The following is a 26,055-nucleotide window of genomic DNA, read 5'->3' on the forward strand; positions in this document are numbered from 1 at the left end:
AAGCAGTCAGCGATCAGAAGTCGCCGAAGCTACGGCGCGTGCTGTCGGCCGAACGCGGGTGGGCCGGCTTGCTGTAGCCGCCTTCGCGGCGGGCGCCGTCGGGGCGGTTGCCGCGGTAGCCGCCTTCGCGCGGGGCGCCGCTCGGGGCGCCTTCACGCGGGGCCGCGTCACGGCGGTAGCCGCCCTCACGCTGGGGACGGTCGCCGTAGCCGCCGTTGTCGCGGCGGAAACCGCCTTCGCGCTGCGGACGGTCGCCATAGCTGCCGGCTTCGCGCGGACCGCGATCGGCGTAGCGGCTCTCGCCTTGCGCACGGTCACCGAAGCCGCCGCCTTCACGCGGACCACGGTCGCTGTAGCGGCTCTCGAACTGCGGACGCTCGTAGCCACCTTCACGCGGTGCGCGGTCACCGTAGGACGGCTTCGAGAAGCTGCGCTGGCCCGGCTTGCCTGCATTGCGGCCGTCGCCCGGTTTCCAGCCCGGACGCGAGGCCGAGCGGGTCGGGGCGGCGCGCTTCGGCTCGAAGCCTTCCACGACGCCGACCGGGATCGTCTGCTTGGTGAAGCGTTCGATGCGGCGCACGTTCATGTTCTCGGCGTGGTTCACCAGCGAGATCGCGATGCCGTTGCGGCCGGCGCGGCCGGTACGGCCGATACGGTGCACGTAGTCCTCGGGGAACTTCGGCAGGTCGTAGTTCACCACGTGGGTGATGGTCGGGACGTCGATGCCGCGGGCGGCGACGTCGGTCGCCACCAGCACGCGCACCTGGCCGCGGCGCATGCCGTCCAGGGTGCGGTTACGGGCGCCCTGGTGCATGTCGCCGTGCAGGGCGGCGGCCGCGAAACCGGCGATGTTCAGGCGGTCGGCGATCATGTCGGCGTCGCGCTTGGTGGCGGTGAAGACCACGGCCTGGTCCATCGACTCGTCACGCAGCAGGTGGTCGAGCAGGCGGTTCTTGTGCGACAGGTCGTCGACGAAGTGGACCTTCTGCACGATGTTCTCGTGGCGGTTGGCGGCGCTCATGATCTGGATCGTCTGCGGATCCTTGGTGATGCGGCGCGCCATGTTGCCGACGACGCCATCCAGCGTGGCCGAGAACAGCATGGTCTGGCGAGTAGCCGGGGTGGCGGCGACAATTTTCTCGATGTCGTCGATGAAGCCCATGTCGAGCATGCGGTCGGCTTCATCCAGCACCAGGATCTCGAGTTGCGAGAAGTCGATCTTGCCCGACTCCATGTGGTCGATCAGGCGGCCCGGGGTCGCGACCAGGATTTCCGGGTTCTTCGACAGCAGCTGCATCTGCTTCGGGTAGGGCATGCCGCCCAGGATCGACACGGCGCGAATGCGGCGCATGTCGGTCGTATATTGCTCGGTCGCGGTGGTGACCTGCAGGGCCAGCTCGCGGGTCGGCGTCAGGACCAGCATCTTCGGCTGGGCCGGGGTAAAGCGGACGCGTTCGCCGCGGGCGCGCGCCGACTGGGCGCTCTGCGCCGGGGTGCGGGCCGGGGCCGACGGCTCCATATTGGCCAGCTTGTTCAGGGCCGGCAGCATGAAGGCCGCGGTCTTGCCCGAACCGGTTTGCGAGGAAACCAGCAGGTCGCGGCCGGCGATGCCGGCGGGGATGGCCTGCTCCTGCACCGGCGTCGGCTTGGTGTAACCTGCGGCGGCAACCGCCTTGACGAGGGACGCGTGTAAACCTAGTGCTTCGAAACTCATGTGTACTTGTACTTTCGGATTAAATCATGATCGCGCGGGTCAAATGACGGGCGCAGAATAGCAACGCGAACCAACGACTACGAAATGACTCAGTAATGAAAGAAATTTCGGCACAAAAGCTTTGCGCCGGGACGGTGTCTGGATGCTGACACGCAGGGCGGGAGGGCTTTTTAATGAAGGGCGATCGATCGTCGCCAAGGCTTGCGATGCTGCTTGTTGTACTGCTGTGAACTACTTGCTCAACTGCTGCGTCCGGTCTGTTTGGACGCTCTTTTGCAGCGCACAAACGACATCATACATCAGTTCAGAAAAGTCTGCACGCGCCCCCACCGAAATGGGGGCGCGTGGAGGAGGCGCTTAAGGCAGGGCTAAGCCCGGCTTGCGAAGTGATTAACGCTGCTTGCGTTTCGAGGAGGAATTGCGGGCAATCCGCTTGCTCGAGCCGGCATCCGCCTTGGCTTTGTAGCGCGAACCGCTCGATGCCTTCACCTTCTTGGCGCTGCGTTCGGCCTCGAAGGCCACCACCGCGTTGTCGATGATGTTCTCGGCGATGTCGCCGGCGCTCGAAGCCGAGACCTTGGGCACCAGGATGGTCGAACCCGCCTTGACCGTGGACTTGGCCGGGATATTGTTGGCCTGGCGGATGATTTCCGGCGTGGTACCGAACTTCGAAGCCAGGGCGGCGATCGAGACGCGCGCGCCGGTGATCTTGTGCGTGGTCCAGCTCGACAGCTCGCGGCCCCACTGGGCCAGGTTCAGGTGGAACTTCTCGGCGTTGTCCTTCGGCAGCAGGATCTTGGTCTTTTCACCGCCGGTGATGACCGGCTTCTTGAACTGCGGGTTCAGCGCCTTGAATTCGTCGAGCGACATCTCGGCCAGCTGGGCGGCGACGGCGACGTCGATGTCGCTGGTCTTGTCGACGGCGGTGAAGTAGGGCTGGTTGTCGATCGCCGGCAGGATCACATTGTACTGCTGCGGGTTGGCGACGATGTTCTTGACCGCCTGCAGCTTCGGCACGTAGTTGCGGGTTTCCGGCGGCATCAGCTCGGCCAGGCTCTCGAAGTCGGTGCCCTTGCCGAGCGACTGGTTCTTCTTGATGATGCGCTGGACGTTGCCCTCACCCCAGTTGTACGCCGCCAGCGCCAGCTGCCAGTCGCCGAACATCGTGTACAGGCGCTGCAGATAGGACAGGGCGGCGTCGGTCGAGGCCAGCACGCCGCGGCGCTCGTCCTTGAACATGTTCTGCTTGAGGTCGTAGTCCTTGCCGGTGCCCGGCACGAACTGCCACAGGCCGGCCGCGTTGGCGGTGGACAGGGCTTGCGGGTTGAAGGCCGATTCGATCACCGGCAGCAGGGCCAGTTCGGTCGGCATGCCGCGCTTTTCCAGTTCCTGCACGATGTGGAAGAGGTAGGGCGAGGCGCGGCCCGAGATGCGCTTGAGGCTGTCCGGACGGGCGCTGTAGGCCTGGGTATGGCGGCCGACCAGGCTGTTGTCGAGGTCGGGAATCGCATAGCCGCTGCGGATGCGGCCCCAGACGTCGGTTTCCTTGTAGTCGTCGACCTTGATCACGCCGGGGGCGAGGGGCAGGGCCGCACGTGCGACGGGGGCGCCGGTGACGCCGGCGGCGTTATCCGCGGCATGCGCCAGCGGGGAAGAGGCCAGGAGGGCCAGCGCGGCAGTCGCGAGGGTGCTTCGGATCATGTCGTGCATCGCTTTCCTATGTTGCGTTCAGGAATGAACGTGCTGCTCAAGGGGGCCAGTGTACGTAGTCATGCTCGAGTCAGTCAAGAAATATGTCCCCTGAGTTACAAATTTCTTTCACAGCTAAATGAATGTAAATTGACATCATTAAAACAAAAGATGCCGCTAAATAACTGCCGGATCGGCGAAGATATTGCTCCAGATCGCCTCTGAATGGCACTGTTCGGAACCGGCTGCGCTCATGGGTAAACTAGCCCTGCCGACCTGTAAATCTATGAGGCGACGCAAAGTGTGCGTACAATCCGGCTCCTGTCTTTCATGTTTCCCGAGTAGCTAGTTACCATGCGCACCCCGAATCCAAACGCCGACGACGACGCCATCGTCGCCGCCACCCGCCACTGGCTGGAGAAAGCCGTCATCGGCCTGAACCTGTGCCCCTTCGCCAAATCGGTCTATGTCAAGGAGCAGGTGCGCTACGTCGTCTCGAGCGCCACCACGCCCGAGGCCCTGCTAGAACAGCTCATGGACGAGCTGCAGAAGCTGTCCGACACGCCCGCCGAGGAAATCGACACGACCCTCCTGATCCACCCCTTCGTGCTGCAGGATTTCGAGGACTACAACGAGTTCCTCGACGTGGCCGATGCGGCGGTCGAGGACATGCAACTGGATGGCGAATTGCAGGTGGCAAGTTTCCACCCGGAGTACCAGTTCTCCGATACCGACGCCAACGACATCTCGAACTACACCAACCGCGCGCCGTATCCGATCCTGCACCTGCTGCGCGAGGACAGCATCGACCGCGCGGTCGAGGCTTTCCCGGAGGCGTCCGAGATCTTCGAGAAGAACATCGATACCATGGAAAAGCTCGGCCATGAAGGCTGGGACAAGCTCGATGTCGGCCCCGCCCGCTGACGGCGGCGGCGCGCCGGTGGAACGTCCGGACACGCCGTGCGTCGCCGTGTGCTCGACCACCTTCGACGAAATCTGCCGCGGCTGCGGCCGGACCTATGTCGAGGTGGCGAACTGGGTGGCGATGAGCGCCGAGGAAAAGGAGAAGGTGTGGGTGCGGATCCTGGCGCAGGGCTACCCGCGCCGGAATACCTGATTGCTCGCACACCGGTTTGGCAGGGTGGGCGCGGGAGCGCCCACCCTACAAAGGCGGGCGCTGCGGCTTATTGAATGCCGAGGAAGTCGCGCTTGCCGAGCGGCACGCCGTTATGGCGCAGGATCGCGTACGCCGTCGTGACGTGGAAGTAGAAGTTCGGCAGCACGAACCCGGTCAGGTAAGCGTCGCCCCGGTCGAAGTGGCGCGCGCGCTCGCCCGCGCCATGGGTGATCGGGCGGCTGTCGGCGCCTTCAAACGAAGCGCTGGGCAGCGACTCGATGAAGCCGAGCGTCTTGCTGATGCGCTGCTGCAGTTCTGCGAAAGTCTGCTCGTGATCGTCATAGCGCGGCACCTCGGCGCCGGCCAGGCGGGCGCTGGCGCCCTTGGCGAAATCGGTGGCAATCTGCACCTGTTTAATCAGCGGGAACATGTCCGGGAACAGGCGCGCGCCCAGCAGGGCGGCGGGGTCGTACTTGGCGGCGCCGGCGTGGGCCTCGGCTTTTTCCAGCACGTCGGCCAGGGCGCCCAGCATGTGGCGGAATACCGGGACGGAAGCGGAATGGATGGACAGGCTCATGGTGTCTCCCTTATAAAGAATTGAATCATAGCAAGTCTTGTCGCGTCCTGCCGACACTTGCCTGTCACCCTTGACCATACCTGCCGCGATTTGATGACGTATGGCAATCTAGCATGCATAATCGGACGATTTCCTTGCCATAAATTAAAAGGCTCTGGTCCCCGGCGGGCCGCGCCGCGCGTCGATGCCCCTGTCAACCTCCCTGTTTCGCAGCTTTCCCTCCCGCTTGCGCAAGCTCTACGGACGCTCGATCTACGGCGCGCTGCTGCTGGTCGTGTTCGGCGGACTGGCGGCGCCGGCGCTGCTCGGTGGCTTCTTCCTGATTGGGGTGCAGGAGCGCGACGCCAGCGTGCGCAGCCTGCGGGATGCGCTGTCGCGCAACGCCGACATCCTGGCGCTCGGGATGCAGCAATCATTATGGGACATGAATCCGGAGGCGGCGCGCTCGCTGGTGGCCTCCTTCGTGCGCGATCCGGCCGTGGTGCGTGTCGCCGTGCACGGCCACGAGGAAGCCGCGCCCCTGATCGAGCAGCGCGTGGCGGTCCCGAGCGGCGCCAAGGTCTACCGCGCCGAGCGAGACGTCGTGTACCGCGGCCAGACGATTGGCCGGGTGACGATCGAGATGGGCGACCACCTGGCCCAGCAGGAGCTGGCCGGCAAGCGCCGCAGCTATGCGCTGGTGCTGGCTGTCCAGCTGGCGGTCTCGCTGCTGCTGATCGCGCTGCTGCTCAGGCGCCGCCTCCTGAGGCCGCTGCGTACCCTCACCGGGCTCTCCGACCGCCTGGCGCGCGGCGACTTCGACACGCCCTTGCAGCTGGCCGGCAACGACGAACTCGGGCGCCTGGGCGGCCAGATGGAGCACATGCGCATGGCGATCGGCCAGCTGTTCGCCGACATCGGGCGGCGCGAGGAGCAGTTCCGCACCATCGTGACCCAGGTGCCGGGCGCGGTGTTCCGCGCGCGTCCCGGCGGCCCGATCGATTTCGTCAGCGACGCCATCGAGGACATCTCGGGCTACCCGGCCGAGCGCTTCATGCTGGCCACCACCGACGACTGGTCCGACATCATCCATCCGGAAGACCGGCGCATGCAGCGCCGCGTCACGCGCGAGGCACTGATGGCCGGCAGCCCCTACGAGGTCGAGTACCGCATCGTCGGCGCCGGCGGCATCGAGCGCTGGGTGCTCGAGAGCGGCCAGCCGCAGGGGAGCTGGGGCGCGGAGGATTTCCGCATCGACGGCATCATCTACGACATCAGCGAACGCAAGCACGACGAGATGCGCATCGAAGCCCTGCTCACCGAGCAGGGCGCGATCCTCGACAACGTGATGTTCGGCGTGCTGTTCGTGCGCCAGCGCCGCATCGTCTCGGCCAACCGCCGCGGCGAGGCGCTGTTCGGCTATGGCGAAGGGGAGATGGTCGGCAAGTCGACCGAGGTCCTGTTCCCGGGCCGCGCCGAGTTCGAGCGCCTGTGGCTGGAAAAATACCCGCGCATCGCGCAAGGGCCGGACACCGGCGAGGAGCTGCAGTTCCGGCGCCGCGACGGCTCGATCTTCTGGCTGCTGGTGAGCGGCTGCGCGCTCGACCAGGCGGCGCCGAACGAGGGCAGCATCTGGGTGTTCGCCGACATCACCGAGCGCAAGCAGGCCGAGGAAAAGCTGCGCCTGGCGGCCACGGTGCTCGAGCACATCGCCGACGGCGTGATGGTGCTCGACGCCTACGGCCGCATCATCACCACCAACCCGGCCTTCACCCAGATCACCGGCTACACCGAGCACGAGGCGGTGGGCCAGCATTCCAGCCTGACGCGTGCATCCGGCGGCGTGAAGCACCACGACGACGCCTTCTACCAGCAGCTGTGGACCGACCTGGCCGATACCGGCTTCTGGCGCGGCGAGATCTGGGACACCCGCAAGAACGGCGAGGTCTACCTCGAATGGCTCACCGTCTCGGCGGTGCGCAGCGACGCCGACCAGGTCACCCACTACGTTTGCGTGTTCAGCGACATCACCAAGGTCAAGGAATCCCAGGACAAGCTCGACCACCTGGCCCACCACGACCCGCTCACCGCGCTGCCCAACCGCCTGCTGTTCCACGACCGCCTGCAGCACGCCATGGTGCGTGCGGCGCGCGAGCGTGAACAGCTGGCGGTGCTGTTCATCGACCTGGACCGCTTCAAGAACGTCAACGACACCCTCGGCCACCACGTCGGCGACGCCCTGCTCAAGCAGGTCGCGGGCGCGCTCGAAGGTTGCCTGCGCGAGGGCGACACCCTGGCGCGCCTGGGCGGCGACGAATTCATCGTGCTGCTGGAAGACGTCGACGGCGCCTTCGGCGCGGGCCACGTGGCCGACAAGCTGGTGGCGCTGTTCGAGCAGCCTTTCATCGTCTCCGGCTACGAGCTGTTCGTGACCGCCAGCGTCGGCATCAGCCTGTTCCCGCAGGACGCCGAGGACGTGCACATGGTGGTGCGCAATGCCGACGTCGCGATGTACCAGGCCAAGGCGCGCGGCCGCAACGGCTACCAGTTCTACTCGCCCTCGATGAGCGGCGAAGGCCTCGAGCGCCTGCGCCTGGAAGCGCTGCTGCGCCGTGCGATCGAGAAGAACGAGATCTTCCTGCACTACCAGCCGCAGGTGGAGATCGGTACCGGCCGCCTGGTCGGCGTCGAAGCCCTGGTGCGCTGGCACAATCCGGAGCTGGGCCTGGTGGCGCCGAGCCGCTTCATCCCGGTGGCCGAGGACATGGGCTTCATCAAGCCGCTCGGCCAGTGGGTGCTGGCCGAAGCCTGCCGCCAGGCGGCCAGCTGGGACCGGGCCGGCCTGGTCGTGCCGAAGATGGCGGTCAACCTGTCGGTGCGCCAGTTCGAGCGCGGCAGCATCGCCGAGCAGGTCTCGACCGTGCTGCGCGACGCCGGCCTGGGCCCGGGCCGGCTGCAGCTGGAGGTGACCGAATCGGTCATCATGAACAGCGGCGACGCGCTGCAGCTGGTGAACGACCTGGACGCGATCGGCGTGGGCCTGGCGATCGACGATTTCGGCACCGGCTACTCTTCCCTGGCCTACCTGCAGCAGCTGCCGGTGCAGACCCTCAAGATCGACCGCAGCTTCATCAAGGACATCTCGCTCGACGCCGGCGGCGACCGCAACCACGAGGCGATCGCGGTGGCGATCATCCAGCTGGGGAAAAGCCTGAACCTGTCGGTGATCGCCGAAGGCGTCGAGAACGAGGAGCAGGCCGCCTTCCTGCTGCGCCATGGCTGCCGCCAGGCCCAGGGTTATTTGTATGGCCGCCCGGTGGCGCCGGACGAACTACTGACACGATGGAGACGAGACGCGGATGAAGCTGGAGGCACCGAACGAGGCAGGGCAAGTGACAGCTGAACGCAAGGGGCTCACGCGGCGCCGTTTCCTGTTGGGCGCTGTCGCCGCCGGCGGCGCGCTGCTGGTCGGCTGGGGCGTGCAGCCGCCGCGCCAGCGCCTGCACACAAGCGATCCGCTGCCGGTCGCCGACGGCGCGGTGGCGCTCAACGGCTGGGTCGCGATTGGCCCGGACGGCACGGTGTCGGTGGTGGCGCCGCGCAGCGAGATGGGGCAGGGCGTGCACACGGCGCTCGCGACCCTGGTGGCCGAGGAGCTCGACGTGGCGCTGTCAGGCGTGCGCATCGCCCAGGCGCCGGTCGACCCGATCTTCGCCAACCTCACCGTGCTGCGCGAGAACCTGCCCTTCCACCCGGACGACGACGGAGGGCTGCGCCATGGCGCGCAGTGGATGATGGCCAAGCTGGGACGCGAGCTGGGCATCATGTTCACCGGTGGCTCGACCAGCGTCAAGGATGCCTGGACGCCGATGCGCGAAGCCGGCGCGGTGGCGCGCGCCATGCTGCTCAAGGCCGCGGCCGAGGAGTGGAAGCTGCCGCTGGCGCAGCTGCGCACTGAGGATGGCTTCGTGCTGGGCCCGGGCGGACGCCAGCTGGGCTACGGCGCCCTGGCCGCAACCGCCGCGCGGGTGGGCGCGGGGATCGACGGCGCGGACGTGAAGCTGAAGACGCCGCGCGACTTCCGCCTGATCGGCAAGCCGCTGCCGCGCCTGGACAGCCGCATCAAATCGAACGGCGCCGCGCGCTTCGGCATCGATGCCCGTGTGCCCGGCATGCTGTACGCGGCCGTCACCATGGCGCCGACGCCGGGCGCCACCCTGGCGTCCTTCGATGCGGCCGCGGCGCGCCGGATGGCCGGCGTGCAGGCGGTGGTGCCAGGCACGTCCTGCGTCGCCGTGGTGGCCACCAGCTGGTGGCAGGCGCGCCAGGCGGCGGGCGCGCTGAAGCTTGACTGGAACGCGGGCGAGCATGCGCAGCTGTCCAGCGAGCGCGTGTTCGAGCAATTCGCGCGCGCGCTCGACGGGGAGAGCGGCCATACCTATCACGAGACCGGCACCCAGGATGTCGCCGGCGCGGCCCTGAGCGTCGCCGCCGAATACCGCGCACCCTTCCTCGCGCACGCGGCGCTGGAACCGATCAACTGCACCGCCCAGGTAGTCGACGGCAAGGTGCGCCTGTGGGCCTCGACCCAGGTGCCGAGCGTGGCGGTCGACGTGGCCGCGCGCGTGGCCGGCGTGGCGCGCGAGGACGTCGAGATCGAGGTCATGCTGCTGGGCGGCGGCTTCGGGCGGCGCCTGGAAACCGATATGGTGGCGCAGGCGGTGACGGTGGCATTGGCGCTGCATGGCAAGCCGGTCCAGCTGATCTGGACCCGCGAGGACGACACCGCGCACGACGTCTACCGCCCCGCGGCGCTGGCGCGCTACAAAGCCCACCTGGATTCGAACGGGAACATCCTGGCCTGGGACGCGCGCTCGGCCGGCGGCGCCGTCGGCCACCAGTACTTCCCGCGCAACCTCGGCCTGCCGGGCGTGGGGCCGGACAAGACCACGGCCGAAGGGGCCTACGACATGCAGTACGCGATCGCCAACCAGCGCATCGCCCACGTGATCGTCGACAGCGCCGTGCCGCTCGGCTACTGGCGCTCGGTCGGGCACTCGCACAATGCCTTCTTCAAGGAGAGCTTCATCGAGGAGTTGGCGCATGCGGCCAAGCGCGACAGCGTCGAATTGCGGCGCAGCCTGCTGCAAGCGCATCCGCGCGCGCTGGCCGTGCTGGATGCAGCGCTGGCGCGCGCCGGGCAGCCGGAAGAGGGCCGGGCGCATGGCGTGGCGCTGCACCGGTCCTTCGGGTCGACGGTGGCGCAGGTGGCCGAGGTGTCGGTGGAAAACGGCACGATCCGCGTGCACCGCGTGGTGTGCGCGATCGATTGCGGGCTGGTGGTCAATCCGAACATCGTGGCGCAGCAGGTGGAGTCGGGCGTGATCTTTGGCCTGTCGGCGGCGCTGCATGGGGAGATCACGTTCGAGGATGGACGGGTGCAGCAGTCGAACTTCGGCGACTACCCGGTGCTGCGCATGAGCGAGGCGCCGGAGGTGGAGACCGTCATCATGCCGAGCGGCGAACATCCGGAAGGCGTTGGGGAGCCGGCGGTGCCGCCGATCGCGCCGGCGGTGGCGGCGGCGGTGTTCAAGCTGACGGGGCACCGGTTGCGCAGTTTGCCGCTACGGCTGGCTTGATAGGTAATCATTCAGGACCACTGACAGTGGAACCGTCGCACCGGCGAAGGCCGGCGCCCAATTTTGCATGCGTCTCGGCTGCCGGTTCTTATGCCGCTAACAAGACGCGCAGGTTGCAGTCGCGTTGCCAACCACGGCGTTCCTCGCTCGACTGCGCCAGCCGCGCCAGCTCCGCCGGCGGCACCTCGGCCTGCGCCTGCACCAGCCGATCCGCCACGCCGCCGTCCGGCACCATGGTCCCGAAAAACGCGACCGTATCGCCACGCTGCACCAGCAGGGTCGGGAAGTTGTCGACGTCGAGATCGCCGACCAGGTCGGCCTGGTCCTCGATGTCGATCCAGACGAAGGTCTTGTCCGGGTGGCGCAGCGCCAGGTCCTCGAAGGTGGCGCGGTAGGACGAACAGGTGCCGCACCAGGCGGCGCACAGGCAGGCGACCGTCAGCGCGTCGCCGGAAATGGCGGCCAGGATGGCGTCGCGGGTGCTGGATTCCAGGGTCAGGCTTTGCATAAGGCGAATTCTACCGCGTCTGGCCACGGCCGTGCGGCGCAGGGCGGCCGTGGCCGTGGCCGCCCGCGGGACGAGCGGGTAAAATAGCGGCATGCCCAAGATTCTCGCCATCGAAACCTCGTCCGAGCTCGCTTCCTGCGCGCTGCTGATCGGGGACCACGTCATCGAACGTTCCACTTCCGGTGTCCGCACCCATTCGCAATCGATCCTGCCGATGGTGCAGGAATTATTGGCCGAAGCCGGGATCGCGCTGGCCGACTGCGACGCGGTGGCGTTCGGCGCCGGTCCCGGCTCCTTCACCGGCGTGCGCACCGCCTGCGGCGTGGCCCAGGGGCTGGCCTTCGGCGCCAGGCTGCCGGTGCTGCCGCTGGTGACCCTGGAGGCGATGGCGGAGCGCTGCCGCGCCGCCACCGGCGCGGTCGAGGTGGTAACGGTGCTGGATGCGCGCATGAACGAGGTCTACTGGGCCCAGTATGCCTATGAGGCCGGCGCCTGGCGCGAGGTGGTGGCGCCGGTGCTGGCCGCGCCGGAAGCGGTGGCGCCAGTTGCGCGAGACGGCCTGGCGGCCTGCGGCAATGGTTTTGCCGCCTATCCCGAGGCCTTTGCCGGCAAGGACTTCGCCGCCGCGGCGCTGGGCGACATCCTGCCGCATGCGCGCGAGATGGCGGTGCTGGGCGCGCCGGCCTTCGCCGCCGGCCAGGCGCTGCCGCCGGCCCAGGCCCAGCCGCTCTACCTGCGCAACAAGGTGGCGTATACCAGCGCCGAGCGCCTGGCGATCAACGCGGCAAAGGCCGGGGCATGAAGGTCGCGGACGTGAAGGCTGCCGACCCCTCCGCCGGCCTGCGCTTCGCGCCGATGGAGGCGCACGACGTGGACGAGGTGTACGCGCTCGAGTGCAGCGTGTTCCCGCATCCCTGGAGCCGAGCGAACTTCACCGAATCGCTGGCCAGCGGCTACGACGCCTGGACCGTGCGCGACGCCGGCGGCGTCCTGGCCGGCTACTACCTGCTGATGTACGCGGTCGACGAAGCCCATCTGCTCGACGTGGCGGTGGCCGCGGGCCGCCAGCGCCAGGGGCTCGGGCGCTACCTGCTGGACTGCATCGGCGCGCGCGCGCGCGCGCAAGGCATGCTGTCGGTGCTGCTGGAAGTGCGCCCGTCGAACGAGCGCGCGCTGGCCGTCTACCGCCGCTACGGCTACCAGGAGATCGGCCGCCGCAAGGGCTACTACCCGGCCCGGGCCGGCCAGCGCGAGGACGCCATCGTGATGAGGTTTGACCTGTGAACCGCCTGAGCGACCGCGACGCGGCCTTCCTGGCCGAGATGGGGATCGGGCCGCTGTGGCGGCTGCGCGCCGCGCCTGCGTCCGAGCCCGAGGTAATAGTCGAGGCTGAGCCGGTGGCCGAGCCCGCGCCGGTTCCTGTCGCTGCCCCGCAGCCTTTGGCGCCGCCGCCGATGCCGCGCCAGGTCGCCGAGCCGGCCGTGAAGCCCGCCTGGAAGCCCCCGGTGCAGGACGACAGCGCATGGGGCGCCGAGGCCGAGACGGAACGGGTCGACGTCTCGACCCTGGACTGGGCCGGCCTGCGCCAGGCCATCGCGGGTTGCAAGCATTGCAGCGCCTGCAGCGAAGGCCGCAAACCGGTGCTGGGCGCCGGCGCGCGCCGGGCGCGCTGGCTGGTCGCGGCCGGCACCGCCAGCGCGGTCGACGAAAAGGCCGGGCAGCCGCTGACGGGCGACCCGGGCAAGCTGCTCGACAATATGCTGTGCGCGGTCGGCCTCACGCGCGAGACCGACGTCTACGTCACCAGCCTGGTGAAGTGCCGCCCGGCGAACGCGAACGGCGGCGACCGCGCGCCGACGGCGGAAGAAGCGGCGGCCTGCCGTCCCTTCCTGGAGCGCGAACGCGAGCTCACCGGCGCGAAGCTGGTGCTGACCCTGGGCCAGGTGGCCGCCAACGGCCTGCTCGGCAAGCCGCTGGCCGAGCCGCTGGCCGGGACGCGCGGCGCCGTGCACGCGCTGAACGCGGTGCCGCTGGTCGCCACCCTGCATCCGGGCGAACTGCTGCGCCGCCCGGCCGACAAGGCGCTGGCGTGGGCCGACCTGTGCCGCGCCAGGGTTGCCGATGGAAGCGCCGGCTGAGAGTTACCAGCAAGGCTTTCACCGCCGCTGGGGCCACCTGCGGCGCGCCCGGGTACGGGCGCTGGCCTGGCTGCTCGACGCGCCTGACCTGCTCGATGCGCAAGACCCGCAATGGGCCGGACGCATCGCCACCACCGGCCCGGTCACGCCGGCGCTGGTCGACTGGCTGACCCGGCTCGACCACGATCCCGCGCCCCTCGATGCGGCGCTGGGCGGCAAGATCTACACCCGCCTCGGCCTCTACGCCGAAAAGCTGATGGCCTTTTATTTCGCCCAGCACGGCCGCCTGGTCGCCCACGGCCTGCAGGTGCGCGCCAGCGCCAACGACACCATCGGCGAGTTCGACTTCCTGCTGGAAGACGGGCCGGATGCGGTCGAACACATCGAGTTCGCCACCAAGTTCTATCTGCTGGACGGGGAGGGCGGGCAACAGTTCGATGCCCTGGTGGGGCCGAACCTGGCCGACAGCCTCGGGCTCAAGATGCGCAAGGTGTTCGAGCGCCAGCTGTCGCTGGGCGCGCATCCGGCCGCCCGGCCGCTGCTGCCGCGGCCCGTGTCGAAAGCGCGTGCGCTGGTCAAGGGCTGGCTGTTCTATCCGCAGGGGAGCTGGCCGCAAATGCAGGGCATCGCCGCCGGCCATTGCCGCGGCTTCTGGTGCGCGCTGGACGAGGTCGACGGCCTGGACGGCGAAGAATTCCTGATCCTGCCGCGCCTGCAGTGGCTGGCGCCGTTCAAGGCGGCATCAAGCACGTGGATGATGAGCCGCGCGCAGCTGCGTGCGGAGCTGGAGGCGCAGTTCGAAACCTCGTCGACGCCGGTGCTGGTCTCGAGCGTACGCTACGAACCTGGAAAATTTGAAGAGATCGAGCGCGGATTCATCGTGCCCAACGATTGGCGCGAACGCGCCGCCGCGCGCCGGATGGTGAAAGCGCTTGGCGGGTGATATGCAAAGGGCGCATTATCGCGCCCTGTGATACATCCGATGAATCAGTGCTTGTGCTCGCCGATCAGCGCCAGCGAATCGTGCTCGCGCTGGTTGGCCGCGTGGCGGCGCCCGATGAAGTACATGATGCCCGCCACCGACATGCCGAACAGGACGATGATGATGTCCAGGTCCAGGTTCAGCGTGATCATGATGGCGTACAGCGCCAGCATGGTGAGGATCGACAGGTTCTCGTTGAAGTTCTGCACCGCGATCGAGTGCCCGGCGCTCATCAATACGTGGCCGCGGTGCTGCAGCAGCGCGTTCATCGGCACCACGAAGAAGCCCGACAGGAAGCCGATCAGCGCCAGCAGCGGGTAGGCCAGGCTGACCGAGGTCACGAACACCATGATGCAGACCACCAGGCCCATGATGATCCCGAGCGGGATCACGGTCAGCGACTTGCGCAGCGGGATCATGCGCGCCGCCATGGCCGCGCCCAGCGCCACGCCGATGGCGACCACGCCAATCAGGTTGGTCGCTTTGTCGAGCGGCATGTGCAGCGAGCGCTCGGCCCACTTCAGCACGATGAATTGCAGGGTCGCGCCGGCGCCCCAGAACAGGGTGGTCACGGCCAGCGAGATCTGGCCCAGCTTGTCGCGCCACAGGGTGGCGGAGCAGTTGGCGAAGTCGGCGATCAGCTTGGCCGGGTTGCGTTCCTGGTGCTCGTAGCGCGCGCCGGTGTCGGGGATGCGCAGGTTGAACAGGGCGGCCAGGATGTAGACCGCGACCACCACCGCCATCGCGGCTTCGGCGCCGGTCTCCACGCCCGGAATCCCCAGTCCCAGCAGCAGATTGCCGCCGCGTTCGCTCACCAGCGCGCCGCCGGCCACGGTGCCGAGGATGATCGACATGACGGTCAGGCCCTCGATCCAGCCGTTGGCCGGCACCAGTTTTTCGGGCGGCAGCAGTTCGGTCAGGATGCCGTACTTGGCCGGCGAATACACGGCCGCGCCGAAGCCGACCACGGCGTAGGCGAGCAGGGGATGCACGCTGAAGAACATCAGCGCGCAGCCGGAAATCTTGATCAGGTTGGCGATGAACATCACGCGGCCCTTGGGCAGCGAATCGGCGAACGCACCGACGAAGGCGGCCAGCAGCACGTAGAAGAGCACGAATGACAGCTTCAGCAGAGGCGTCAGCGAAGCCGGGGCGTTCATCGACGTCAGCAGACTGATGGCTACGAACAGGAGCGCATTGTCTGCCAGCGACGAGAAGAACTGCGCCGCCATGATGGTATAAAAACCACGGTTCATTCGTAAAGAGTAATAACTGGTCCGGGTTGCTTTATACCATGAATGCTAGCCGCGCCAAAAGAAAACAAGCCATGTCACCAGCGGGTCCTGCTCGACTGCGGTAGAATGGAGGGCTTCCCAGTCCACCATCCGGACCGCCCCAAAACGGCCGGTTTCGACGATGCCCCGCCCGATATTCGCCACCATCCACCTCGATTCGATGCAGCACAACCTGGCCCAGGCGCGTACCTACGCACCGATGTCCAAGGTCTGGGCCGTGGTCAAGGCCAACGGCTATGGACACGGCCTGGAACGCGCCATGCGCGGCTTCGCCCTGGCCGACGGCCTGGCCCTGGTCGAGACCGAAGGCGCCCTGCAGCTGCGCCAGGCCGGCTGGATCAAGCCCATCCTGTTATTGGAGGGTTTCTTCGACGCCGCCGACGTGCCGCTGCTGGCCGAACACAATATCAATAGTGCGGTCCACAATATCGAGCAGGTCAAGATGCTGGAATACACCCAGCTCTACCGCCCGATCGACGTGCACCTGAAGATGAATACCGGGATGAACCGGCTGGGCTTCCGCCCCGACGATTACGCGGCGGCCTACAAGCGCCTGCGCGCCATCCCGGGAGTGCGCAACATCACCCACATGACCCACTTCGCCAACGCCGACGAGCTGGAACACCCGCGCCTGACCATCGCCGAACAGGTGCGCCGCTTCCAGTACGGGGCCGGGGAGCTGGCGGGCGAGCGCAGCCTGTCGAATTCCGGCGGCGTGCTGCACCAGCCGGACCTGGGCGACAAGCTGTCGAACGACTGGGTCCGCCCCGGCATCATGCTCTACGGCGGCACCCCGGGCGGCCGCGCGGCCTCGGACTACGGCCTGCGCCCGACCATGACCCTGCGCTCGGAGATCATCGGCATCCAGGAACTGCAGGCCGGCGACACCGTCGGCTACGGCAGCCGCTTCGTCGCCGACGGTCCGATGACGGTCGGCGTGGTGGCCTGCGGCTATGCCGACGGCTATCCGCGGCATGCCCCCCACGGCACGCCCGTGATCGTCGACGGCGTGCGCACCACGCTGGTGGGCCGGGTTTCGATGGACATGATGACGGTCGACCTGCGCCCGATCCGCAACCCGCGCATCGGCAGCAAGGTGCTACTTTGGGGCGACGGCCTGCCGATCGACGAGGTCGCGTCCAGCGCCGGCACGATCGGCTATGAATTGATGTGCGCGCTCGCAGGACGGGTGCGCGTCACGGAAGGGAGATTGGGAAGCGATGGCTAAAGCGAAAACGGCGTTTACCTGCAGCGAGTGCGGCGCAACTGCCGCGCGCTGGTCGGGCCAGTGCCCGGACTGCAAGGCCTGGAACACGATGGTGGAAACCGTGGTCGAGGCGCAGGGCGTGAACCGCATGTCGCAGACGGCGCATAAAGCCCTGGCGCAGACCGCGCCGGTGCTGTCGTTGAAAGACATCGACGCGCTCGACGTGCCGCGCTTCGGCACCGGCATCGAGGAATTCGACCGCGTGCTGGGCGGCGGCCTTGTGGCGGGCGGCGTGGTGCTGATCGGCGGCGACCCCGGCATCGGCAAGTCGACCCTGCTGCTGCAGGCGCTGGCGAACCTGGCCGCCACGCGCAGCACCCTGTATGTCAGTGGCGAGGAATCCGGCGCCCAGATCGCGCTGCGCGCGCGCCGGCTGTCGGTCGATTCGGCCGAGCTGAAACTGCAGGCCGAGATCCAGCTCGAGAAAATCCTCGGCACCCTGGCCGACCTGAAGCCCGAAGTGGCGGTGATCGACTCGATCCAGACCCTGTATTCGGACGCGCTGACCTCGGCCCCCGGCTCGGTGGCCCAGGTGCGCGAATGCGCGGCCCAGCTCACGCGCGTGGCGAAGCAGACCGGCGTGACCATCATCCTGGTCGGCCACGTGACGAAGGAGGGCGCGCTGGCCGGCCCGCGCGTGCTCGAGCACATCGTCGACACCGTGCTGTATTTCGAAGGCGACACCCAGTCGAGCTTCCGCCTGGTGCGGGCGATCAAGAACCGCTTCGGCGCCGTGAATGAGCTGGGCGTGTTCGCGATGACGGAAAAGGGACTGAAAGGGGTGTCGAACCCGTCGGCCCTGTTCCTGTCGCAGCACGACAGCCAGGTGCCGGGGTCCTGCGTGATGGTGACGCAGGAGGGCACCCGACCCTTGCTGGTGGAAATCCAGGCGCTGGTCGACGCCAGCCACCTGCCGAACGCGCGCCGGCTGTCGGTCGGCCTGGAACAGAACCGCCTGGCCATGCTCCTCGCGGTGCTGCACCGTCACGCCGGCATCGCGGCCTTCGACCAGGACGTGTTCATCAACGCGGTGGGCGGGGTGAAGATCACCGAACCGGCGGCCGACCTGGCGGTGCTGCTGGCGATCAACTCGTCGATGCGCAACAAGCCGCTGCCGCGCGGGCTGGTGGTGTTCGGCGAAGTGGGCCTGGCCGGGGAGATCCGCCCGGCGCCGCGCGGCCAGGAGCGCCTGCGCGAAGCGGCCAAGCTCGGCTTCTCGATCGCCGTGATCCCGAAGGGGAATGTGCCGAAGCAGAAAATCGAAGGCATGACCATCGTGGCAGTGGAGCGGATCGACCAGGCGTTCACCAAGCTGCGCGAACTCGACTGAGCTTTTATAATGTTTTCTGGATCATTTCTCTTACTTTTGGGATAGCGTGTACACAGAGCAAAGGAAAACAGAGCGCAAGGTATTGCGTACCCGGGCCAAGGTTGCCATGGAAGGCGAGGCGCCGGTGCAGGGCCGCACCAGCGACCTCGGCGCCAACGGCGTCAGCATCTCTCTCGCCGACCCGCTGCTGGTGGGGCAGACCGGCGTGGTCGCCTTCGACCTGCTGGTCGACGGCAAGTCGGTCCCGATCAGCGCCCGCGCCAAGGCCCTGTACTGCATCTTCAGCAGCGGGGAATTCAAGGTGGGCTTCCAGTTCCTGAACCTGGAACTGAATGCCATGACGGCGATCGCGCGCTACCTGCGCTGATTGTCATCTTCAGCGGTATGTCGCATGCGACACGCGGCGGGGAAATGAAAGCGGCGAGCGCCCTCTGGGCCTCGCCGCTTTTTTTTCGCTTTATGACATGACCCGTGATCGCGGGCCGGCACTATTCGTGATAGTGATCGTGGTATGGCTCGAAGCCGCTGCGAGTCTCTTGATAGATCTCGTATGCAACCAGTCCGGCCAGACCTGCAAGTATGCCAAACACCATAATACTGAACATGACCATCAACGCTTTTCAGCATTCCCTCCCTATGAATAACACGTCTTCAGATTAGCAAAGGCCGGCGTATTTACAAGGGTGGGAGTGGAAATGTTCTGCCGCTATTTCATGCAAGGCGGCCTAGGCCGGCCATGACCCGCGACTGCACCGGACGCGCCTTGCGGCAGGCGTCATTTCGGGCGCAAACTAGCGCCACCGGCCGCGATTATTACATCTGTCATGAACTTGTCATATTCGGCCAGTAGACTTCGCAGCGTCAATGAACCCCGAAAGGATTCCATCATGCGCATGAAGCACCTGTTCGCCTCCATCGCCATCGCCGCCATCTCGATCGGCGCCCAGGCCGCCGACATCACCGGCGCCGGCGCGACCTTCCCGTACCCGATCTACGCCAAGTGGGCCGAGATGTACAAGAAATCCTCGGGCAACGGCCTGAACTACCAGTCGGTCGGCTCGGGCGCCGGCATCAAGCAGATCAAGGCCAAGACCGTCGACTTCGGCGCCTCCGACATGCCGCTGCCGGCCGACGAGCTGAACGCCTCCGGCCTGTTCCAGTTCCCGGCCATCATGGGCGGCGTGGTGCCGGTCGTGAACGTGCCGGGCCTGGCCCCGGGCCAGCTCAAACTCACCGGCGCCGTCCTGGCCGACATCTACCTCGGCAAGATCACCAAGTGGAACGCGCCGCAGATCGCCGCCCTGAACCCGGGCGTCAAACTGCCGGCCGACGACATCACCGTGGTGCGCCGCGCCGATTCCTCGGGCACCTCCTTCCTGTGGACCGACTACCTGTCCCAGGTCAGCCCGGAATTCAAGAGCAAGATCGGCGCCGGCACCACCGTCAAGTGGGCGGTCGGCGTGGGCGGCAAGGGCAACGAGGGCGTGGCTGCCAATGTCCAGCGCATCAAGGGTTCGATCGGCTACGTCGAGTGGGCCTACGCCAAGCGCAACAAGATGCAGCACACCCAGCTGCAGAACAAGGACGGCGCCTTCCTGCAGCCGGACGACGAAGCCTTCAAGGCGGCAGCAAGCGGCGCCAACTGGAGCGGCACCCCGGGCTACGCCGTGGTGCTGACCAACCAGCCGGGCAAGGCCAGCTGGCCGATCACCGGCGTGTCCTACATCCTGGTGCACAAGAGCCAGGCCGACGGCAATCGCGGCAAGGAAGTGCTGAAGTTCTTCGACTGGGCCTACAAGAACGGCGACGCCGCTGCCGTCGAACTCGACTACGTGCCGATGCCGGACAGCGTCACCAAGCTGGTGCAGGATGCCTGGCGCGGCAATGTGAAAGACGCTTCGGGCAAGGCGATCTGGTAATCCACCCCCAACGGGGCCGCTGAAGAAAGGCGGCCCTTTCGTTTGCCAAGAAAATTGACAAAACAGCCATGAGCGTACAACCCTCTCTTTCGCTGGACGACCTGACCGGACAAGCCATGTCCGAGGCTGAAGCGCGCCAGGCCGCGGCCCTGCGCAACACCATGCGCAAGCAGCGCCTGCAGGACTTCTTCTTCCACAAGCTCACGCTGCTGTTCGCGGCATCCGTGCTGCTGGTGCTGGTCGGGATCATCGTGTCCCTGTTCCTCGGCGCCGCCCCGGCCCTGAAGGAATTCGGCGCCGGCTTCATCACGCGCGTCGAGTGGGACCCGGTGGGCGACCAGTTCGGCGCCCTGATCGCGATCTGGGGCACGCTCGCCACCTCGATCATCGCGCTGGCGGTGGCTTTCCCGATCAGCTTCGGCATCGCCCTGTTCCTGACCGAGATCTGCCCCAACTGGCTGCGCCGCCCGCTCGGCACCGCGGTCGAGCTGCTGGCCGGCGTGCCCTCGATCATCTACGGCATGTGGGGCTTTTTTGTCTTCGCGCCGCTGTTCGCCGACCACGTCCAGCCGCTGCTGAAGAACACCCTCGGCCAGATCCCGGTGCTGGGCCAGCTGTTCCAGGGACCGATCATGGGCATCGGCATCCTGACCGCGGGCCTGATCCTGGCGATCATGATCATCCCCTTCATCGCCTCGGTGATGCGCGACGTGTTCGAGATCGTCCCGACCGTGTTGAAGGAATCCGCCTACGGCCTGGGCTGCACGCGCTGGGAAGTGGTGCGCAAGGTGGTGCTGCCCTACACCCGCAACGGCGTGGTCGGCGGCGTGATGCTGGGCCTGGGCCGCGCGCTCGGCGAAACCATGGCGGTGACCTTCGTCATCGGTAACGCCCACGACCTGTCCTGGTCGCTGTTCTCGGCGGGGAATTCGATCTCCTCGACCCTGGCCAACGAATTCAACGAGGCCACCTCGGCGCTGCACCTGTCGTCGCTGTACGCCCTGGGCCTCATCCTGTTCGCCATCACCTTTATCGTGCTGTCGGCCGCCAAGCTGATGTTGATCGGCATGAATCGCAAGGAAGGAACCAAGTAATGCACGGAGCAGCCAAAAACCCCGTCTACCGCAAGCGCCTGCTGGCGCACCGTGTCGGCATCTTCCTGTCGATCTGCGCCATGGGCCTGGGCCTGGCGGTCCTGCTGTGGATCCTGGCGACTTTGGTCAAGGAAGGCTTCGGCGGCCTCTCGACCGCGCTGTTCACGATGGACACGCCGGCCCCGGGCAGCCCGGGCGGCCTGCGCAACGCCATCGTCGGCAGCCTGATGATGGTCGGCCTGTCGACCCTGGTCAGCACCCCGATCGGCATCCTGGCCGGCATCTACCTGGCCGAATACGGCGAGAACAACAAGTTCGCCCAGGTGACGCGCTTCGTCACCGACATCATGCTGTCGGCCCCGTCGATCGTGATCGGCGTGTTCGTCTACGCCCTGTACGTGGCGAAGGTCGGCAACTTCGCCGGCTACGCGGGTTCGATCGCCTTGTCGCTGATCGCGATTCCGGTGGTGGTGCGCACTACCGACAATATGCTGCGCCTGGTGCCCAACAGCCTGCTGGAAGCGGCCTACGCCCTCGGGGCGCCGCACTGGAAGGTGGCCATGACGGTGCGCCTGCGGGCAGTCAAGGCCGGCGTGATCACCGGCGTGCTGCTGGCCGTGGCACGCGTCTCGGGCGAAACCGCGCCGCTGCTGTTCACCGCGCTGAACAACCAGTTCTTCAGCACCGACATGAACCAGCCAATGGCCAATCTGCCGGTGGTGATCTATACCTACGCGATGAGCCCTTACGACGACTGGCGTTCGCTGGCCTGGGGCGGCGCGCTGCTGGTGACGTTCACCGTGCTGGCCCTGAACATCATCTCGCGCACCGTGTTCACCCAGAAGACCCCGCGCTGATCCGACCGATAACGAACCTGACAATATAGTGACCAACGTGATGAACCAAGCCACCATGACGAAACCGGCGCCGGCCGCCGCCAAAGCCACGACGATCGAGATCGACGGCCTGAATTTCTTCTACGGGAAGACCCAGAGCCTGAAGAACGTCTCGCTCGACATCCACGACAAGCAGGTGACCGCCTTCATCGGCCCGTCGGGCTGCGGCAAGTCGACCCTGCTGCGCACCCTGAACCGCATGTACGACCTGTACCCGGGCCAGCGCGCCGAAGGCTCGATTCAATACCGCGGCCGCAATATCCTGGAGCCGGGCGTGGACGTGAACATGCTGCGCGCGAAAGTCGGCATGGTGTTCCAGAAGCCGACCCCGTTCCCGATGTCGATCTACGACAACATCGCCTTCGGCGTGCGCCTGTACGAGAACCTGTCGAAGGGCGAGATGGACGAGCGCGTGGAGTGGGCCTTGAAGAAGGCGGCGCTGTGGGAAGAAGCCAAGGATAAGCTGAGCAAGAGCGGCCTGTCGCTGTCGGGCGGCCAGCAGCAGCGCCTGTGCATCGCGCGCGGCGTGGCGGTGAAACCGGACGTGCTGCTGCTGGACGAACCGACGTCGGCGCTCGACCCGATCTCGACCGCCAAGATCGAGGAACTGATCAGCGAACTGAAACAGGACTACACGATCACCATCGTGACCCACAATATGCAGCAGGCCGCGCGCTGCTCCGACTACACCGCCTATATGTACCTGGGCGAGCTGGTCGAATTCGGCGAGACCGACCAGATCTTCATGAATCCGGCGCGTAAAGAAACGCAAGACTACATCACCGGCCGCTTCGGCTGATCTGTAAAATACACACAAGAACACGGAGAGCAATATGACGGGCGAGCATTCATCCAAACAGTATGACCACGAGCTGGAAGGGATCCGTTCCAAGGTCCTGCTCATGGGCGGCATGGTGGAAACCGCATTCGACGAGGCGCTGGAAGCGTTCCGGGTGGGCGACGCGGTGCGCGCCGAGCGCGTGATCCTGGACGACCAGGCCGTCAACCAGCTGGAAGTGCAGCTCGACGACGCCTGCAGCCACTTGATCGTGCGCCGCCAGCCGACCGCGAACGACCTGCGCACCGTGATGGCGACCATCAAGGTCATCACCGACCTGGAACGCATCGGCGACGAGGCCTCGAAGATCGCCCGCACCGCCAAGAACCTGCACGAGCGCGGCGGCGTGTCGTTCGCCCACTACGACATGGTGCGCACCATCGCCAAGGGCACGGTCGACCTGCTGCACAACGCCCTCGACGCCTTCGCGCGCCTGGACGGCAAGCAGGCGCTCGAGCTGATCGCGGCCGACGAAGTCATCGACCACGAATTCCGCACCATCCTGCGCAACCTGATCACCTTCATGATGGAAGACCCGCGCACGATCTCGTCGGCGCTGGATACGCTGTGGGTGGCCAAGGCCATCGAGCGCATCGGCGACCATGCGAAGAACATCGCCGAGTACGTGATCTACGTGGTGGAGGGGCGCGACATCCGCCACAGCAAACCGGCGGCCATCGAGCCGGCAGTGTGACGATGGCGGACAGCACACGCGTACTGGTGGTCGAGGACGAACCCGCGATCGTCGAACTGGTGAAGTACTCGCTGCGCGAGGCCGGCTGGGACATCCGGACCGCCGACACGGTCGCCGGCGCCTGGGACAGCATCACCCACGGCAAGCCCGACCTGGTGCTGCTGGACTGGATGCTGCCCGACCAGAGCGGCCTGCGCCTGCTGTCGCGCCTGCGCGGCGACCGCGACTTCCAGGACATCCCGGTCATCATGCTGACCGCGAAGAGCATGGAAGAGGACAAGATCGCGGGCCTGAACACCGGCGCCGACGATTACGTCACCAAGCCGTTCTCGCCGCGCGAGCTGCTGGCCCGCTCGCGTGCGCTGCTGCGCAGGAAAAGCCCGCACCTGGCCGAGGCGCCGCTGCGCGCCGGCAGCGTGGTGCTGGACCCGAACAGCTGCACCGTCAGCGTCGAGAATACCCAGATCGAGATCGGCAATGCCGAATACAAGCTGCTCAAGTACCTGATGGCGCACCGCGAGCGCGTGTTCTCGCGCGCCCAGCTGCTCGACAAGGTGTGGGGCGACCATGCCGTGATCGAGGAACGCACCGTGGACGTGCACGTGCTGCGCCTGCGCAAGGCGCTCAAAAGCGCAGATGGCCTGATCCGCACCGTGCGCAGCGTCGGCTACATGCTGTCAGAGAAGTGATGCGCGTACGATGAGGTCGATGAGTTCGAGGGTGCTGTTCTGGGTGCCGGCCATCCTGCGCCTGGCGCTGATGTTCGCCGCCGCCGGCGTGGTCTGGTGGATGGGCGGCTTCGTGGCCGGCCTGGTGTTCGCGATCGGCGCCCTGGTGGTGGCGCTGTTCGTGCAGCTGCGCTACCTGCACGAGCTGGGCGAATGGCTGGTCGACCCGCACTCGAGCCGCCTGCCGGACGGCTGGGGCGCCTGGACCGACGTGTTCGCGCGCCTGTACCGCCTGCGGCGCGAGGACGAGCGCCACCAGGCCGAGATGGCCGAATGGCTGGCGCGCTTCCGCGAAGCGATGCAGCTGCTCCCCGAGGGCGTGGCGATCATGGACGACGTGCTGTTCCTGGAATGGTGCAACGAGGCGGCCGAGCGCCACCTCGGCCTGACCATGGCGCGCGACAAGGGCCTGCGCGTGACCAACCTGGTGCGCCATCCGGAATTCATCGACTACGTGATCCTGGGACGCTACGAGCAGCCCTTGACGCTGTCGTTCCGCGGCAGGAAGCTCGAATGCCGCATCATCCCGTTCGAGAACCGGCGCCAGATCCTGGTGACCCACGACGCCACCGACACCGAACGCATCGAAGCCATGCGCCGCGACTTCATCGCCAACGCCTCGCACGAGCTGCGCACGCCGCTGACGGTGATCGTCGGCTTCCTCGAGATCGCGATGTCGGACCCGGGCCTGGACGTGGCCACCCGCACCGCCCACCTGGAACTCATGACCGAACAGGCGCACCGCATGCAGCGCCTGATCGGCGACATGCTGACCCTGTCGCGCCTGGAGTCGGACGAATTCCCGCTCAAGCGCGAGCGGGTCGATATGCGGGCGATGGTCGAATCGGTCGCGGCGGAAGCGCGCGCGCTGTCCGGCGGCCGCCACGAGGTGGCGGTCGAGATCGACGGGCCGGACGTGATGGGCAGCCTGGAAGAGCTGCGCAGCGCGTTCGCCAACCTGGCCTCGAATGCGGTGCGGTATTCGCCCAATGGCGGAACGATCCGCTTGAAATGGGCGCGTGGAGCGGACGATCTGCAGTTCTCGGTGACGGATTGCGGGATCGGGATCGAGCCGATTCACATCTCCAGGCTCACCGAGCGCTTCTACCGCGTCGACAAGAGCCGTTCGCGCGAGACCCAGGGCACCGGCCTGGGGCTGGCGATCGTCAAGCACGTGCTGATACGGCATGGTGCGCGGCTGACGATCCAGTCGGTGCCGGGGCAGGGGAGTACCTTCACCGCTTGCCTCCCGAACACCACGCTGCCTGGCTAAACCAACTAATTAGGGTCAGAGTCAAATTAATGGGAAAGATTGTTAAGTTTCCTGATAATTGAACTCTGACCCTAATTGCTTTTGCGCATGAATCCGACCCGGCAATGAGGGTCGGAGTCGAATTACAGGAAACTTTTAATAGTTGCTCAATAATTTGACTCTGACCCTAATTATCGCTCTGACCCTAATTATCGGAAGACGGCGGCTCGGCGCAAAGCACCAATGTCATCGAGTACCTGCGCGTGCCGGGCAGGGCGGTCGAAGCTTTCTCGAGCGCGTGAACCGCGCGGCGCATGGTCGTGCGACGACGTCCCGCAAGAGATCGAAGAGCGCAGGCTGAAGCCAGCTATTGTCGAACCAAAATTTGTAACTAACCAA

Annotated in this window: 23 protein-coding genes; 18 read left to right on the top strand and 5 right to left on the bottom strand. The window is 66.6% G+C overall.

What is annotated here, in order from left to right:
* Positions 1-13: 13 nt before the first annotated feature.
* Together LQ564_RS07975 and LQ564_RS07980 are read right to left on the bottom strand one after the other, a co-directional pair.
* Complete coding sequence (locus tag LQ564_RS07975) at positions 14-1,714, bottom strand: DEAD/DEAH box helicase (protein ID WP_231057578.1); 1,701 nt, start codon at positions 1,712-1,714, stop codon at positions 14-16.
* A gap of 390 nt (positions 1,715-2,104) precedes the next feature.
* A complete protein-coding gene (locus LQ564_RS07980; RefSeq protein ID WP_231057579.1) occupies positions 2,105-3,424 on the bottom strand; it encodes a transglycosylase SLT domain-containing protein in 1,320 nt (439 codons plus the stop codon).
* A 333-nt stretch (positions 3,425-3,757) separates the two neighbouring features.
* Here LQ564_RS07980 and LQ564_RS07985 point away from each other — a divergent pair, with 333 nt between their 5' ends.
* Positions 3,758-4,327 carry a DUF1415 domain-containing protein gene (locus LQ564_RS07985; protein WP_231057580.1) on the top strand — a complete coding sequence of 190 codons (570 nt, stop codon included), beginning with the start codon at positions 3,758-3,760 and terminating at the stop codon, positions 4,325-4,327.
* Positions 4,308-4,520, top strand: coding sequence for a DUF1289 domain-containing protein (locus LQ564_RS07990; RefSeq protein ID WP_231057581.1), 213 nt, complete (start codon positions 4,308-4,310; stop codon positions 4,518-4,520). Before LQ564_RS07985 ends, LQ564_RS07990 begins: the two co-directional genes overlap by 20 nt.
* 67 nt (positions 4,521-4,587) lie before the next feature.
* On the opposite strand, the gene LQ564_RS07995 is transcribed toward LQ564_RS07990, so the two are convergent.
* Positions 4,588-5,097: a DUF1993 domain-containing protein gene (locus tag LQ564_RS07995; protein WP_231057582.1), complete on the bottom strand. Its 510-nt coding sequence runs from the start codon at positions 5,095-5,097 to the stop codon at positions 4,588-4,590.
* A gap of 184 nt (positions 5,098-5,281) precedes the next feature.
* Between LQ564_RS07995 and LQ564_RS08000 the strand changes: the two genes are divergently transcribed.
* Entirely contained in the window at positions 5,282-8,479 is a 3,198-nt protein-coding gene (locus tag LQ564_RS08000; protein ID WP_231057583.1) for a bifunctional diguanylate cyclase/phosphodiesterase, read from the top strand.
* A complete protein-coding gene (locus LQ564_RS08005) occupies positions 8,436-10,715 on the top strand; it encodes a xanthine dehydrogenase family protein molybdopterin-binding subunit (protein WP_231057584.1) in 2,280 nt (759 codons plus the stop codon). The genes LQ564_RS08000 and LQ564_RS08005 overlap by 44 nt, the downstream gene beginning before the upstream one ends.
* 88 nt (positions 10,716-10,803) lie before the next feature.
* Here LQ564_RS08005 and LQ564_RS08010 read toward each other — a convergent pair whose 3' ends face one another.
* Positions 10,804-11,223: a thioredoxin family protein gene (locus tag LQ564_RS08010; RefSeq protein ID WP_231057585.1), complete on the bottom strand. Its 420-nt coding sequence runs from the start codon at positions 11,221-11,223 to the stop codon at positions 10,804-10,806.
* A 91-nt stretch (positions 11,224-11,314) separates the two neighbouring features.
* On the opposite strand from LQ564_RS08010, the gene tsaB reads away from it, so the two are divergent.
* Genes tsaB through LQ564_RS08030 form a run of 4 tightly spaced genes read left to right on the top strand, consistent with a single transcriptional unit; the run spans position 11,315 to position 14,304 of the window.
* Positions 11,315-12,025: a tRNA (adenosine(37)-N6)-threonylcarbamoyltransferase complex dimerization subunit type 1 TsaB gene (gene tsaB / locus LQ564_RS08015; protein WP_231057586.1), complete on the top strand. Its 711-nt coding sequence runs from the start codon at positions 11,315-11,317 to the stop codon at positions 12,023-12,025.
* Positions 12,022-12,507 (top strand): ribosomal protein S18-alanine N-acetyltransferase, encoded by a 486-nt coding sequence (gene rimI / locus LQ564_RS08020; RefSeq protein ID WP_231057587.1) that lies wholly within the window; start codon positions 12,022-12,024, stop codon positions 12,505-12,507. Before tsaB ends, rimI begins: the two co-directional genes overlap by 4 nt.
* On the top strand, positions 12,504-13,361 hold the full coding sequence (locus LQ564_RS08025) for a uracil-DNA glycosylase (RefSeq protein WP_231057588.1): 858 nt from the start codon (positions 12,504-12,506) through the stop codon (positions 13,359-13,361). The genes rimI and LQ564_RS08025 overlap by 4 nt, the downstream gene beginning before the upstream one ends.
* On the top strand, positions 13,345-14,304 hold the full coding sequence (locus tag LQ564_RS08030) for a DUF1853 family protein (RefSeq protein WP_231057589.1): 960 nt from the start codon (positions 13,345-13,347) through the stop codon (positions 14,302-14,304). The genes LQ564_RS08025 and LQ564_RS08030 overlap by 17 nt, the downstream gene beginning before the upstream one ends.
* 44 nt (positions 14,305-14,348) lie before the next feature.
* Here the strand turns inward: LQ564_RS08030 and lplT are convergent, their stop codons facing one another.
* Entirely contained in the window at positions 14,349-15,599 is a 1,251-nt protein-coding gene (gene lplT / locus LQ564_RS08035; RefSeq protein WP_231057590.1) for a lysophospholipid transporter LplT, read from the bottom strand.
* Positions 15,600-15,759: 160 nt separating this feature from the next.
* Here lplT and alr point away from each other — a divergent pair, with 160 nt between their 5' ends.
* The 10 genes from alr (at position 15,760) to phoR (ending at position 25,677) form a co-directional block, all read left to right on the top strand.
* Complete coding sequence (gene alr, locus LQ564_RS08040; protein WP_231057591.1) at positions 15,760-16,866, top strand: alanine racemase; 1,107 nt, start codon at positions 15,760-15,762, stop codon at positions 16,864-16,866.
* Positions 16,859-18,235 carry a DNA repair protein RadA gene (gene radA / locus LQ564_RS08045; RefSeq protein WP_231057592.1) on the top strand — a complete coding sequence of 459 codons (1,377 nt, stop codon included), beginning with the start codon at positions 16,859-16,861 and terminating at the stop codon, positions 18,233-18,235. The genes alr and radA overlap by 8 nt, the downstream gene beginning before the upstream one ends.
* A gap of 46 nt (positions 18,236-18,281) precedes the next feature.
* A complete protein-coding gene (locus tag LQ564_RS08050) occupies positions 18,282-18,602 on the top strand; it encodes a PilZ domain-containing protein (RefSeq protein WP_371873442.1) in 321 nt (106 codons plus the stop codon).
* Between the two features lie 520 nt (positions 18,603-19,122).
* Positions 19,123-20,154 (top strand): phosphate ABC transporter substrate-binding protein PstS, encoded by a 1,032-nt coding sequence (gene pstS / locus LQ564_RS08055; protein ID WP_231057594.1) that lies wholly within the window; start codon positions 19,123-19,125, stop codon positions 20,152-20,154.
* A gap of 116 nt (positions 20,155-20,270) precedes the next feature.
* On the top strand, positions 20,271-21,248 hold the full coding sequence (pstC, locus tag LQ564_RS08060; RefSeq protein WP_231058128.1) for a phosphate ABC transporter permease subunit PstC: 978 nt from the start codon (positions 20,271-20,273) through the stop codon (positions 21,246-21,248).
* Positions 21,248-22,105, top strand: coding sequence for a phosphate ABC transporter permease PstA (gene pstA / locus LQ564_RS08065; protein ID WP_231057595.1), 858 nt, complete (start codon positions 21,248-21,250; stop codon positions 22,103-22,105). The genes pstC and pstA overlap by 1 nt, the downstream gene beginning before the upstream one ends.
* Before the next feature lie 40 nt (positions 22,106-22,145).
* Entirely contained in the window at positions 22,146-22,943 is a 798-nt protein-coding gene (gene pstB, locus LQ564_RS08070; protein ID WP_231057596.1) for a phosphate ABC transporter ATP-binding protein PstB, read from the top strand.
* A 34-nt stretch (positions 22,944-22,977) separates the two neighbouring features.
* On the top strand, positions 22,978-23,676 hold the full coding sequence (gene phoU / locus LQ564_RS08075) for a phosphate signaling complex protein PhoU (RefSeq protein ID WP_231057597.1): 699 nt from the start codon (positions 22,978-22,980) through the stop codon (positions 23,674-23,676).
* 2 nt (positions 23,677-23,678) lie between these two features.
* The gene (locus LQ564_RS08080) at positions 23,679-24,365 is read left to right on the top strand and encodes a response regulator (RefSeq protein WP_231057598.1); all 687 of its coding nucleotides are present in this window, start codon (positions 23,679-23,681) and stop codon (positions 24,363-24,365) included.
* A gap of 19 nt (positions 24,366-24,384) precedes the next feature.
* Complete coding sequence (phoR, locus tag LQ564_RS08085) at positions 24,385-25,677, top strand: phosphate regulon sensor histidine kinase PhoR (RefSeq protein ID WP_231057599.1); 1,293 nt, start codon at positions 24,385-24,387, stop codon at positions 25,675-25,677.
* Positions 25,678-26,055: the final 378 nt, after the last annotated feature.

Origin of the sequence: Massilia phyllostachyos, from assembly GCF_021044825.1 — a bacterium.
GTDB lineage: Bacteria > Pseudomonadota > Gammaproteobacteria > Burkholderiales > Burkholderiaceae_D > Telluria > Telluria phyllostachyos.